The sequence below is a fragment of the Flammeovirga yaeyamensis genome, assembly GCF_018736045.1.
Taxonomy (GTDB): domain Bacteria; phylum Bacteroidota; class Bacteroidia; order Cytophagales; family Flammeovirgaceae; genus Flammeovirga; species Flammeovirga yaeyamensis.
This window is the reverse complement of sequence record NZ_CP076132.1, coordinates 3,364,860-3,378,997: the sequence shown is the minus strand read 5'-3', so window position 1 is coordinate 3,378,997 and position 14,138 is coordinate 3,364,860. Positions and strand designations below refer to the sequence as shown.

Here is a 14,138-nt window from a genome sequence, read left to right as displayed (position 1 = left end):
AATTAATTATTTGCCCCATTTACCTCTTCGACGGTAATAATGTTGGGGTACATTGAAAAAATAGGAAATCTAAATCCTACAATACTAAAATTATAGGTCTTGTTTTGTTGTATTTTGGCATACACATCAGATGAATTAAATTTAAACCAAATCCATGTATCGATGTTTTCAAAAACATGGGCTTTGCCTTTTTCATCCATTGTATATATCAGATATTTTCCTAAACGGTCTTTACTTTTATTATCGTCTAAATTGCCGATACTACGTTCCGTTTTTGTAACTGTAGCTGTTATTGTTCTTCTATTTACTTTCGGGAAAATCCATACGAAAATGATAAACACAACAACTGCGATACCAATATAAAGTGCTTTTTTCATTAATATACTTTTTTAAGAGGTCCTTTTAGTCTCTGTTTACGTTTTGTATTTTTTTCAATATATCGAATTTCTATCTTTAATTCCTTAATTTCTTCGGGAGTTCTTTTTCTCAAGACCTCCTTAGTCACAGGATCAATTTCAAATTTCAAATTTGGTTCCATAAGTGGCGAAAGGGTAGATGCAACGCCAGAAAGTACCGTTTTCACCCAATAATTAAAGATAAATTTATTTTGGTTTCTCACATTATAGATGTGTCCTTGTTTCATCGAAGGGAAACGAGGATTCTCTTCTCTTATCAAAAGGTTAGCAACAGAACTGAAAAAGGCATTTCTTTTCAGGTTGCCATCTTTCTTCTCTTTTTCTTTAAGAACATCCACCTCTAAGTTTTTATACCTAAACTGCATATTTCCCACCGCCAAAGAATCGTCTGCCAATACTTTAAAATACATTCGTTTTAAATGACCGTCTTTCACTTTGATCATTTCCAAACGTTCAATTAGAGGATTCAGCTTTACTAAATCCATTTCACCTACTTCACCTTCATAATAATAAGTACCCAAAGAGTCTAAAGGAGGCATTCTTAAATACATTTTTAAATCACCACCATTATTCATCAAAGTACCTTTAACAAACATTTCGGCAAACGGAATGGAGTCTAAAGTTGATGTATTATTGGTAATATTAAAGATTTGTCCTGTAAAGTTGTTCAACTGAAATTGTCCCGAACGTCCGCCAGTAGAATCAATATCCATTTGCGCATTCTCTACAGCACCCTTAAATTCTTCGTAATCGATACTACTATCTGTAATTGTAATACTATCTAAATTAAAAGTGATAGGTGCTTCCTCAAATAATGTATGAGGCATCTTAGGTTGTTTTTTAAATGGGTCGACAGGAATTGATTTATCTCTATATGCTGATAAATTGAGCTGATCAATTTCCAATCCATTCAAATGAAGAGAATCTCTATAGACATATTTTTTGAAATGAATTCCTCTTACTAATAAATCGGGTATATTCACTTCAATTCTATCCGTTTGAAACTCGTTTACTACTCCAAAATCCTTTTTAGAATAGTTAGGATCTACTTCGAAATTCTTTACATAAATATCTTGATACTGAGAATTATAACTAAGTGAATCGAAATTGATAGAATACATGCCATTACTTAAGTTGATAGAGTTTTTTCCAACTTGGGCAACTGCACTTTTTAAACCAACATAATATTCTTTTTGTAGTAATTCTTGGTTGATATCGAATTCTTTAAGAGTGACATGTATATTCTTTAAAGAGTTTTCTGAAGATCGAGCAAGTAAAGATTCTTTATGTGTTTTTACCACTGCAGTATCTAGTACCGTAGGAATCAAAGGGTAAATTTCAACAGTTTGACCTATAGTATCTTTTAGTATTTGATTAATTAGATCAAGTTTTTCATCTTTTGAAAGCTTGGTTTTCCTTCTAATTCTTTCTGATTTTCGTTTTACTTTAGCTTGTGTGATGTTGGATTGTTTTAGAACAACAGTAGATTTTTCTCTTTCCATCAATCGAGAGTAAGTATTGGTCTGTTTTGGCGACCTAAAACTTATTTGACTGCTGTCAATATCTATATAACCAACATGAATTGATGTAAACTTAGTAAGAAGGTCTTCTATTTTTTCTTTAGGGAAATTCTTTTCAGCAAAAGTTCCCTCTTTCACTTCTTTCTTCTTTCGTTTTGCAGGAGTGATGTAATAGATGTTTTTACCCAAAACAGAATCTACATCAATTTTCTTCTCAAAAAGTAAAGGTTTAATTCCTGCACCCTTCAATTTTAAATCACCGATAGCTAATGACATTACTGAATCTAAATTAGCTACATTTTGAAAGGCCATTTTAGGAGTAAAATTCGTATTTTTTAAATATAAACTATCGCCTTTACTATCAGCAACAAAAAGTGAGGAGGTGATTTTCATAGGGTTTTCATCACTTTCTAATTGCAACCCTTTAAAAGTGACATAAAAGTCTTCTGGACGTATATCCCCAATATGATTTACACTATCAGGATAAGATTTGATCTTGCTTAGTTGAAATTCACCACCATAAAATGTGACAAAATTATTTTTTTGAGGTCCGTTATTTACCAATAATGCAATATCATCTGCGGTTAAATTAATTTTCCCAACATTAATGTATTGAAGAGGTAATGGTTTCTTTTCTTTTACTTTAGGTTTCTTTTCTACTTTAGTACTATCTTTTTGAGGTAAATTGATTGAAATAATTCCTCTTAAGCCATCAATATTTATCTCATCTGCAACTACTTGTTTTAAATTAGTAAGTAGATGATAGTCAATTCCTTTTACATTGATTTCATTGATACCACAAAGAAGGTGATAGTTTTTATTTAATTTTTCATTTGTTGGCGTGATGGTTAAACCATCTATTATTAAATCTTGCGTAGAAGATTTTAATTTAACTTCAGAAACTCGGGCTTGATGATGAATTTTTTCAAAAGGAAAGTAAAGATCATGTAATTGGAAAGTCAACTCATCCCAGTTGATAGAGTCCTTATCCAGCCTAAAATTATCCATAGTAATGCCAGAAGAATTACTCTGAACCAATAGTGATTGATCAGGATTGTATACAGATAGAGGTCCTTTTAAGAAGATAAATTGATTGATTTGAAGATGCTTAAAAGGCGTCTTCTTTGGCTTATTCTCTACAAATGTTTCTTTTATCTTCGTAGCGTCTGCCTCTTCTTGTAATTGTTTTAGAGGTAGATTAATATCAGCACTTGGTATGTCAATAAAAATTCGCTCAACACTTAAAGAATCAGTCGCTAAAAACTTTCTCCATGAGATTTGTTCGATAAAAACCACATCTACAAATGTGTTTATTTTTACTTTGTTGTTCTCGGTATGTTGACTTGAAATATTTACACCATGTACTTCAAAAGATGAATCTGCTAATGTAAATGCGGCTTTATCAAGAATAATATCATAATCGACAACATCTTCAACTTGTACATCATAGAGTTTAACATCACCATTACTTACTTTAAAATTTAAAGGATCATGAATAGGCAATAGTAAAGTATCAAGATGAAGTTTGAAGTTTTGTACTGCTACTTTCTTATCGTTATATAAAGAGTCTTCAGGAAGGTGTAAGGTAACTTTTGCCTTATTAATTGAAGTACTGTTTATTTTAATAAATTGATACTTTCTTGGGGTTTGTGTTTTCTTACTTTTTTCTTTCTTCTTAGGTAACCAAACTTCTACATTTGGTTGATTTAGCTCCATGGTATTCAATGCCAAAAGACTATCAAGTGGTTGTTGTAAAAAAGTGCGATAGTCCACTTTAGCCATTTTCAAGCTTTTGGCCGATGCTTTTATTTTTGCATTTTCACCAACTTCATTTGAAATACGATAGGGAGCATAATATGGTCGATATACCCTTAAATTTTGATACTTTGAGTGATAATGAACACTTCCAACGCTAACATAATGTCCATTATTTAAACTCCAAGATTGATTCTTTAATACAAAATCAAATTGAGAAAAAAGTAAAGGAATTTTATTTTTTAAAGTCGAGTTATTAACTGTAATATCATTAATATGAGTGGAGAAGTCTTTGATTTCTCTTTTGCCTAGTGACGGACTCTCTAAAGGCACATTAGCATTGTTTAAGCTAAACTCTTGAACATGAATATATTTGATAAAAGGAGGTAGAGGTTCTGATTTCTTTTTCTTTAGCTTCTTTTTATTTCCAGTTGATCCTAAGTTTAATTCAACCCTAGGCTGCGATACTTCTATTCTTCTTATATCTACAATACTATCATAAAGGAAACTCTTTATATCGATGCCTTCCAAAGATAAAAGGGGAATTGTAGCACCTGATATAGGAGTTTTCTTGTCTGAAATTTTATATAATGAGGTATTATAAACTGTAAGTGAACTATCATAAGATGAAAAATAGAATTTCCTTAATGATATTCCGATAGGGGACTTTTCTAATTCTAATTTTAAGTCTTGAGACTCAAACTCTAAAGCACCTACATGGAACGGAACCAATTCTTGATAAAGAGTCGAAGAATCTAGATACACATCATTTATTTTTGTATCTAATTTTCCAATATTAACTTGTTGTTCAGTGCTCTTAGTGTGATCTATGAAATCAATTTTAGAATCAATGATCTCAATATTTCCAATGCGATAACGATTGAAATTCTTTTTCTGTTTAACAAAAAACTTTTTTAGCCCTTCAAACTTTTCTTTATCTGTATCCTTTAATTTGGTTTCTTCAACTTTACCGAACTTATATTTATGTATTTCAGCTTCAATACCATTAAAGACAATATTGCCGACATAAATTTCTTTTTGAAATACAGCTCTTAGTAATGAAATATTTTGAAGATTGATGTTTTGGGCATGAATATCAATTAGATTTTCTTTTTGATTCCATGGAAGACTATCATTTTTTGCAACAAATACACTGTCAGGAATAAACCGTACATTGTTTAATGTAATAGACCCACTAGATAAAAAATCATGTATTGACCAACCAGCAATAAGCTTAACATCAAGATCATCATATTGTACAGAATATTTATTTTTTGTAGCTGTTGCAACTCCTTTTTTCAGTACAATTTCACCAACAATTTCTTCTGCATAATTATTTAAGGCAACATGAACCACCCCAAAAATGATAAAAAGAAGAACAATTAAGCCAATAAAAGAGTATAAGACTGCATTGGCCACTCTTCTTCCTAAAGATTTGGCTTTCTTTGGTAAATCATTCTTAGATTTCTGTTGATCGTTATGTACGGGATTTTCTTTATCCATTCAAAAAATACATACCTAAAAGAGCAATAGCATGTATATTATGTCCTATGTTAATGTGGTATGATGATCTAATATAATGATGATTAAGCTTATTCAGTAACCATATTTTCGATAATACCATCTCTCATCCAAAGCTGTCTATCTGCTTTCTTTGCCAATTCTTTATTATGTGTTACAATCACAAATGTCTGATTGAAATTATCTCTTAATTCAAGAAATAATTGATGTAATCCCTCAGCATTTTCAGAGTCTAAATTACCACTTGGCTCATCTGCAAAAATGATCAAAGGATCGTTGATTAAAGCTCGAGCAATAGCACATCTTTGTTGTTCGCCACCCGACATTTCAGATGGTTTGTGGTCTGTTCTATGACCAATGTTCAGCATTTTCATCAGTTGAACACCTTTGTCTTTTACCTCCTCAAGTTCTTTTCCAGCAATGAGTGCAGGCATGCAAACATTTTCAAGAGCAGAAAACTCAGGTAATAAGTTATGAAATTGAAAGACAAATCCAATCTTTTCATTTCTAAATTGAGCCAATTTATCACCATTTAATTTAGTAACATCTTCATTGTCAATCCAAACACTGCCTTCCTTTGGCGTGTCCAATGTTCCTAAAATTTGGAGTAGTGTACTTTTTCCGGCTCCCGAAGCACCCATAATTGAAACAATTTCATTGGCATGAATCTCTAAATCGATGCCTTTAAGAACGTTCAACTTCCCGTATGATTTTGTGATCCCTTTCGCTTTCAGCATAGTTTGTATCATATTTGAACCCAACAACCATCATGTCATCATCTTGCTCTACACCTTCTTTCCAATCATGGAAAATTTGATGTAGCTTTTTACATTGTTCAGCCATAGGTAAAGAAGATACTTCAATAAGTAACTTTTTGAATTGTACTTTTTTGAATTTTTCTCCTTCCGCATTAAACTGATTTGCAAATCCATCAGAAAATAAATAAATCGTTGCTTCCTCGTTTAATTCGAAATCAATGTTATCAAACTGAGGGGTAACATCATTAAAAACAATTCCAATACTACAAAAATTACTCTTGATTGTTCTTAATTCTCCATTTTCTATGATAATGAGCGGTCGTCTTGCTCCTGCAAAATTAATTTTTCTTGTGCCTTTTTCAAAACGACAGCAAGCGATATCCATTCCATCACTAATTAAGGTGTTGGCATCTATTTTAAGTGCCTCTTTTAGAGAGGAATCCAATTTTGTTAAAAGTTCTGCACCAGTGATATTTTCGTTATCATGAATGATTTGTTCAAGTAATTGATTTCCTACAATAGAGATCAATGCAGCAGGAACACCATGATTAGTACAGTCAATTAGTAATAGAAAAATATATTTATCATTTTCATGCATCCATACAAAATCACCGGTCACTTCACTTTTTGTAATAGTAAGGTTAAATGATCTTGGAAATAAGTCAACAAAATGATGATCACATCCAATAAGTGCTTTTTGTATAGTAGCTGCATATTGGATACTTTTTCGAACTTTAGTATTGATGACTTCTAATTCTTCACTTTTTTGCTCTATTTCATTTTTGGTCTTTTCTACTCTTTCTCTCGCTTTTACAATTTCTCGAGTTCGTTCATCAACTTTCTTCTGTAAGATTTCTTTTTGATCTCTTTCTTGTTTTAGGTAATAGTAAAAGAAATAAAAGATGATAAATAATAGTGAGAGAGTAAATAATGCTATCACACTTCTTTTTTGATAAAAAGGCTTGTCAATTTTAAAAGAAAATGACCTTTCGTCTTCTGAAGTTACCCCTCCAGCATTTACGGCTCTTAAAATGAAATTATAATCTCCTGGAGGAAGTTTAGTATAAACGGCTTGATTATTTGATGTAGGAGGACAGAAGTTATCGTCAAATCCTTCTAATTTCCACTGATACTTAATCTTATTGGGGACATTCATGGATATCCCAACAAAGTTGATAGTGAGGTGGTTGTATTCTGGTGGTAGAATAGCATTAATAGGTAAATGCGTATCAGGATCAATACCTTCAGAATAGTCTTCCCAAGGGATATTATCAGAAAATACTAAAACATTCTTATATAAAATCTTTGGTGTTTTTGTGCTGTAAACCTGATGGTTTGGGTTGATCTTTACTGCTCCATCCTCAGTGCCAAACCATAAGTTGCCTTCAGGGTCGATAGATCCACTTCCTCTTTCATAACCTAAAGCACTAAATCCTTCGTCTGCTCCATATCTTTCTATTCGAACAATGTCATTTTCCAATGAAATAAGATGGTTTATAGAGGTGTTACTACCTGCCCAAATATTACCTTTTTGGTCAATATTAATCGTTCGAATGTTTGTAGAAGATAAATTCTCTTCTTGAAAACTAATTGCTGGAGAATTAATGTCTCTAATCTTGCAAATTCCACTCTCAGAGGTAGCTATCCATAACTGACCTTCTTTATCAAATTTTAAATCGTTGATATAAAGACTTGGAATCGATTTATCTTTTTTCTGAAATATTTTTTTCACATTCCATGCAGTATCAAGATACACTAAACCTTTACCCATTGTTCCTAGCCAGATGCTATTGTCAATAGGAGAGACCACCCCTTTAGAAATTCTATAGTTTTGTAGATATTGATTTAAGTTGATAACTTCCTTTAAAGAATCCTCTTTTATTTCATAAATATGATTTAAAGCACATACATAAATAGAGTTGTTTTTCTCAAAGAAAGTAGAAGGGTATTCGTTAATATCATTTTTCTCTTTGGGGGTTAGGTTTTTCCAAAATCCATTTTCAAGACGATAAACACCGTGGTCAGAACCAATAATATATCTTCCTTTTTTGTCTTGAATGATGTCAAGAGATCTTGTACTAAGCGGTAAAGCAACTTTTCCAGAGAATTTATCATTTTTGATAAAGGTTAAAGCTCTTTCAGATCCAAGTACAGTAGTTGTATCAAAACTTTGATAAGTTTCTAAAATATCAGAAGCAATACTGTAATTTTTAGCATACAGTGTATAAATATCATTATTATATCGATAAAGTCCTTTTTTAGTTGCCAACCAAATTCCTCCATCATCATCCTCTTCGATATCATTTATTTGACGTGCTAATCCGTTCTCTTTAGAGATATTTCTTTTGATTTTTATCCCCTTAGTAATATATACCCCATTAAAAGTAGTACCGACCCATAAATTCTTTTGTGAATCTTCGGCCATACATCTTACTTTCTTAGATTTTAATATTTTGAAAGCACCTTTAGAAAAATTCTTCTTATTATATATTACCACACCATCGGTGGTACCTAAAGCAATTCTTTGGTTGGACAGGTGTTGAATAGTAGTGATGTTGTCACGAATATTATATTGTTGTACAATAGAATCCCCTTTGTATACAAAAAGGCCTTGTCTTTTGGTCCCTACCCAAATCAACCCATCTTCATCAGAAGCTATAGCAGTGTACGTTAATTTTGGATTGCCTTCAAATGCATCTAACTTATAATAGCTGGTCAGTCTAAATAATTTATGGTTTAGAGTGACTCCCCAAACAGTTTTAAGGTTTTTATCAAATGCGATTTGCTGTACTCTAAAAGATTGGGTGTCATTCTCAATATAACTTTTAATTTTTCGATTATATATATAGTTCAACCCATTATTGGTAGCAACCCAAATACCACCCCTTTCATCCAGCTCAAAATCATTGACGAAATTATTAGATAAACCATTGCGTACATCAAATACATTAAATGACTGCCCATTATTAATGTTGATTCCTGCATCTAATGTTCCAATAAGAATAGCACCATTATTGGCTTTAATTAAAGTATTGCAATTGTTCTGACTTAAACCGTCATGAATACCAAAAGAGGATATATTGTATTGTTGTCCAAAAATGCTTACAGAACAAAAAAGAAAAGAAAGGAAGCAAAAGAGTAATCGGTGCATATGAAAAGTGCAAAATAATTTTGCTAGATTATATCTCACTATATGATTAAAAAGTTTATTCTTTAATTTATGATACACATCAAATTCTAATGTCATAAAGTCAATGATGATGCATGTAAATAAATTATAATACAAGATAAGTGATTAATATTACTTAGCTGATATAGACGATTAATAATTTCAAAAAATGCTTGTTTATTCTAATTAATCTAAAGAAAACAGGGGGGAAGGGTTCAAAAGGGATAGTAGAATACTAAAAATTGTTTTTCAAAAACTCATTAAAAAAAGTAGTTCATAGGGTTTGTATGAATACATAGACCTATAAACTACTTAATTTATTAATAAGTATTGTCTTAACTATTGAATTACTTAAGACTTGATTTTCTCTCGATCAGATTGTTTTGAACCACTTTTGTAACAGGAGTGAATTCAATGTCGTTTTCTTCAGACTTTATTTGTTTAAATAAAATCTTAGCGGATTGTACACCAATATCAAATCCTGATTGTTCGATAGAAGATAATGGTGGATCTAATAATTGAGATAAACGCCAATCACCAAAGCCAACAATAGAAATATCTTCTGGTACTTTTTTGCCTAGTTCTTTAAGGGCATTCATTGCACCAATAGCTGTAACATCATTATTAGCAAAAATTCCATCGAAGTCTAAATTCTTTTCAATAATGTCTTTAACAGTATCTTTTGCTTCTGAAAGAGTTCCTTCAGGGCATGGGATGATAAGATTTTCATCTAGTGGGATGTTATTTTTAGCTAAAGCATCTTTATATCCATTTAGCCTTAAAGAACTAATTGATAAATTATCTGGTCCACTGAGATGGACAATTTTTTTACATCCTTGTTTCACTAAATGATCAGTGGCAACAAAAGCTCCTTGAAAATCGTCAGTAATCACTTTACTAACATTTAGATTATCTGATACCCTATCAAACATCACTAAAGGAACACCTTTGTTAACAATACTTTCTAAGTGTTTTAATTTCTTGGTTTCTTTGCAAAGAGAAATAAGTAACCCATCGACTCTACTCGAATACATTGCTTTCACATCAACCTCTTCTTGTTCCGGAGATTCATTAGAAATACAGATCATTACATTGTATCCTTCTTCATATGCTACTGATTGTACACCAGAAATGACATTGGCAAAAAAGTCGTGAACAATTTCTGGAACAATAATACCAATAACAAAAGATTTCTTATGTCTTAAGCTTAATGCGAGAGAGTTTGGTTGATAGTCCATTTCCTCAGCAAGTTTGTTTACTGCATCCTTAGTTTCTTGGCTAATATCGGGATGGTTTTTTAAAGCTCTAGAAACTGTAGACTTTGATATTCCAAGCTGATTCGCGATGTCTTGCATCGTGTATTGTGCTTTTCTCATGCTGAATTTTCCTATAAGTAGAGTAAAAATTGTACTGATATGTGAAAATATATGCAATTGATGGGAAATCACCTACTCATTTTTAATTTTTTGTAAAAAATTGCGCAACCGATTGAGGAGATTTAATAAATTTAAATGTTGTGTTTTTTCGTGTTGAGTTGAAAAAAAAAATCAACTTTTTTTTAAAAAATGAATGGTTGGGATTGTTTAGTTTTTTTTAAATATTTAAGTTTTGTTTATAAGTGACTAATTTACAATTAAACCATATAAAAATTTAAAAAAATTAAAAAATACAGTATAAAAATTTCGATTATGATATAAATATGGAATAATAGAGCGTACGAGGTTTTATTGTTGAAATCGGTTTCGGAAGATAATTTTAATTTAATTAGTCAAAAAAAAACTTAAAATGTCAATAAATATTTCTTTGTAGTATAAATAATAGTCGCTATTTTGCATTATCAAACGGACGCAAAGTTTGTTTGAAAATTGTATTATATGAAGATGAAATTTTAATTACTGTATATTTAAATAAAGATCTATTAGAAAAAATTAACCTATATATAGTTATAAAATGATAATCTAAATTTAATACTTGTCTATTTGTCTAACTGTTTAAGTATGAAAATGAGCATTAACTCTACAAAGCAATTTGCTGCGACGATGCTACTTCTTTTATTCTCTTTAGTTGCTTTTGCACAAGAGAGATCTGTAAGTGGTACTGTAGTAGATGAGAATGGCGACCCACTACCTGGTGTGGCTGTTTTGGTAAAAGGTACAACTAAAGGTGGTACAACTGATTTTGATGGTAAATTCAAAATTACTTTGGCCGACGGTGAGGATGTACTAGTTGTCTCTTACATTGGTTACAAAGCACAAGAAATTTCAGTAGGTACTTCTACTAATCTTGATGTGGCAATGGAAGTGGACGCGGAACAACTTGAAGAAGTTGTAGTTATTGGTTATGGTAGTGTAAAGAAAGAAGATGCTACTGGTTCGGTTCAAGCAATTAACGCATCAGATTTTAATCAAGGTGCAATTACTTCCCCACAAGAACAATTACAAGGTAAAGTTGCTGGTGTAGCAATTACAACAGCAGGTGGTGCTCCAGGTGCTGGTGCTGATATCCGTATTCGTGGTGGTTCATCTTTATCTGCTTCTAACGACCCACTAATTGTAATTGATGGTGTACCTGTTGATAACGACGGTATCCAAGGTATGCAAAACCCATTGTCAGCAATTAACCCTGCTGATATCGAGACATTTACAGTATTAAAAGATGCCTCTGCAACAGCAATTTATGGTTCAAGAGCTTCTAACGGTGTCGTTTTGATTACTACCAAGAAAGGTTCTTCAGGAAAAATGAAAATTGATTACACAGGTAACGTTTCAATTGCAACAGTACCAAAAACTGTTGATGTGTACAATGCAGATGGATTTAGAAACCTAATTAGAACTAGATGGGGTGAAAACTCCAAAGCGGAGTCTTTCATGGGTAATACAAATACTGATTGGCAAGATCAAATCTTTAGTTCAGCAGTAAGTACAGACCACAATGTTTCCGTTTCAGGTTCAGTAAAAGATAAGCTTCCATACCGTGTATCAGTTGGTTATACTTGGAATGACGGTATCTTGAACACTTCACACATGGATAGAACTACTGGTAACCTTAGTTTAACTCCGAAATTCTTCGATGATCACCTATCAGTGAACGTAAATGTGAAAGGGATGTATATCCAAAACAGATTTGCTGATACAGGTGCAATCGGTTCTGCAATCGCTATGGATCCTTCTCATCAACCTAAATATGATAGTGATGAGTTTAAGCCATATGGTGGATACTTTACATGGTTGGACGGTGATGGTAACCCAATTACTATTGCTCCTTCAAATCCATTAGCTTTATTAGAGCAAAAAAGAGATGAATCTACTGTAAAGCGAAGCATCGGTAACATGCAATTGGATTATAAATTCCACTTCTTACCAGAATTAAGAGCGAACTTAAACGTAGGTTATGACTATTCTGAGTCTGAAGGTACTGTAAAAGCAGGTACTGATGCAGCTTTTGTTGGTAATCAAGCAGGTTTAGATAACAGATATACGCAGAGTAAAAAGAATGAATTATTAGACTTCTATTTACAATATAACAAAGATCTACCTTCTATTGATTCAAAAATTGATGTGATGGCAGGTTATTCTTGGCAGCATTTCTGGAGAGAGGAGTACAATAGAGACGCAACAGCTGCAGGTTTTGTTAATAACGAAAAGCTATTTAGAACTGAAAACTATTTAGTTTCATTCTTTGGTCGTTTGAACTATACATTCAAAGATAGATACTTATTAACTGCTACTGTAAGAAGTGATGGTACTTCAAGATTCTCTCCTGATACAAGATGGGGTGTTTTCCCTTCATTAGCTGCAGCATGGAACATCAAGAAAGAAGGTTTCTTAGCAACGAATGATTTAGTAAGTACTTTAAAATTAAGAGCAGGTTACGGTATTACTGGTCAACAAAACATTAATACGAATGATTACCCTTATTTACCACAATATACTTTCTCTCAAAATGAAAGAGCGCAAGCTGAATTCTATGTGAAAGATGGAAATGGTAACTGGGTTCCTGAACATTTACCAACTTTAAGACCTGAAGGATACGATTCTAAAATTAAGTGGGAGGAAACAACTACTTATAACCTAGGTGTTGATTTTGGTTTCAAAGATGATAGAACTACAGGTTCAATCGATGTTTACAAGAGAACTACAGATGATCTATTGAATACTATTCCAGTACCTGCAGGTTCAAACCTAGTGGATCAGTTATTAACTAACGTTGGTAGCTTAGAAAACCAAGGTATTGAGATTGCTTTAAATCATAAAATTATCAATACAAGTGATTTATTCTGGGATTTTGGAGTAAACGTTACATATGCAACGTATAAGATCACAAAACTTACACAAGTTGAAGACGAAGATTACAGAGGTGTATTGACTGGTGGTATTGCGGGTGGTACTGGTAACACAGTTCAAATTCACTCAGTAGGTCATCCAAGACAAGCATTCTATGTTTGGGAACAAATTTATGGTTCAGACGGTAATCCTTTAGATGGTGCTTATGTTGATAGAAACAACGATGGTAGAGTAACAGAAGATGATAAATACCAATATAACAATCCAGATCCAAAATGGATGTTTGGTTTCACTACTAAAGCTTCTTATAAAAACTGGGACTTTAGTATGGCAGGTCGTATGAACTTGGGTAACTATGTGTATAACAACTTAGCATCAGGTGCTTCTTTAACAGGTACATTTACTGATGTTGGATACACTAACAACCAACCAACAGCGTTAGGTTCTACAATGTTCAATCAACCACAATATTTCTCAAATCACTTTGTTGAGAACGCTAGCTTCTTCCGTTTAGATAACATCTCTGTAGGTTACAACTTCAATAACTTAAAGAATGGTGCTGTCCACTTAAGAGTGAATGCAACAGTGAACAACGCATTTGTAATTACAAATTACAGTGGTTTAGATCCTGAAATCTTCGGCGGTATTGATAACAATGTTTATCCTCGTCCAAGAACATTCTTATTAGGTGTAAATGTTGGATTCTAATCAAAAGT

General features: G+C 32.3%; 6 protein-coding genes. 1 reads left to right on the top strand and 5 read right to left on the bottom strand.

Annotation, left to right across the window (positions count from 1 at the left end; all coding sequences use genetic code 11):
- Positions 1-2 precede the first annotated feature (2 nt).
- The 5 genes from KMW28_RS13190 to KMW28_RS13170 all read right to left on the bottom strand — a co-directional run bounded on the left by KMW28_RS13190 (position 3) and on the right by KMW28_RS13170 (position 10,515).
- Positions 3-377, bottom strand: a complete 375-nt coding sequence (locus KMW28_RS13190; RefSeq protein WP_066206157.1) for a DUF1523 family protein — start codon at positions 375-377, stop codon at positions 3-5.
- Positions 377-5,194 carry an AsmA family protein gene (locus KMW28_RS13185; protein WP_169666080.1) on the bottom strand — a complete coding sequence of 1,606 codons (4,818 nt, stop codon included), beginning with the start codon at positions 5,192-5,194 and terminating at the stop codon, positions 377-379. The genes KMW28_RS13190 and KMW28_RS13185 overlap by 1 nt, the downstream gene beginning before the upstream one ends.
- An 89-nt stretch (positions 5,195-5,283) precedes the next feature.
- Complete coding sequence (locus KMW28_RS13180; protein WP_066206165.1) at positions 5,284-5,949, bottom strand: ABC transporter ATP-binding protein; 666 nt, start codon at positions 5,947-5,949, stop codon at positions 5,284-5,286.
- Positions 5,897-9,121, bottom strand: a complete 3,225-nt coding sequence (locus KMW28_RS13175) for a two-component regulator propeller domain-containing protein (RefSeq protein WP_183364000.1) — start codon at positions 9,119-9,121, stop codon at positions 5,897-5,899. Before KMW28_RS13175 ends, KMW28_RS13180 begins: the two co-directional genes overlap by 53 nt.
- 365 nt (positions 9,122-9,486) lie before the next feature.
- On the bottom strand, positions 9,487-10,515 hold the full coding sequence (locus tag KMW28_RS13170) for a LacI family DNA-binding transcriptional regulator (protein ID WP_169666076.1): 1,029 nt from the start codon (positions 10,513-10,515) through the stop codon (positions 9,487-9,489).
- A gap of 627 nt (positions 10,516-11,142) precedes the next feature.
- Here KMW28_RS13170 and KMW28_RS13165 point away from each other — a divergent pair.
- Positions 11,143-14,130: a SusC/RagA family TonB-linked outer membrane protein gene (locus KMW28_RS13165; protein ID WP_169666276.1), complete on the top strand. Its 2,988-nt coding sequence runs from the start codon at positions 11,143-11,145 to the stop codon at positions 14,128-14,130.
- Positions 14,131-14,138 lie beyond the last annotated feature (8 nt).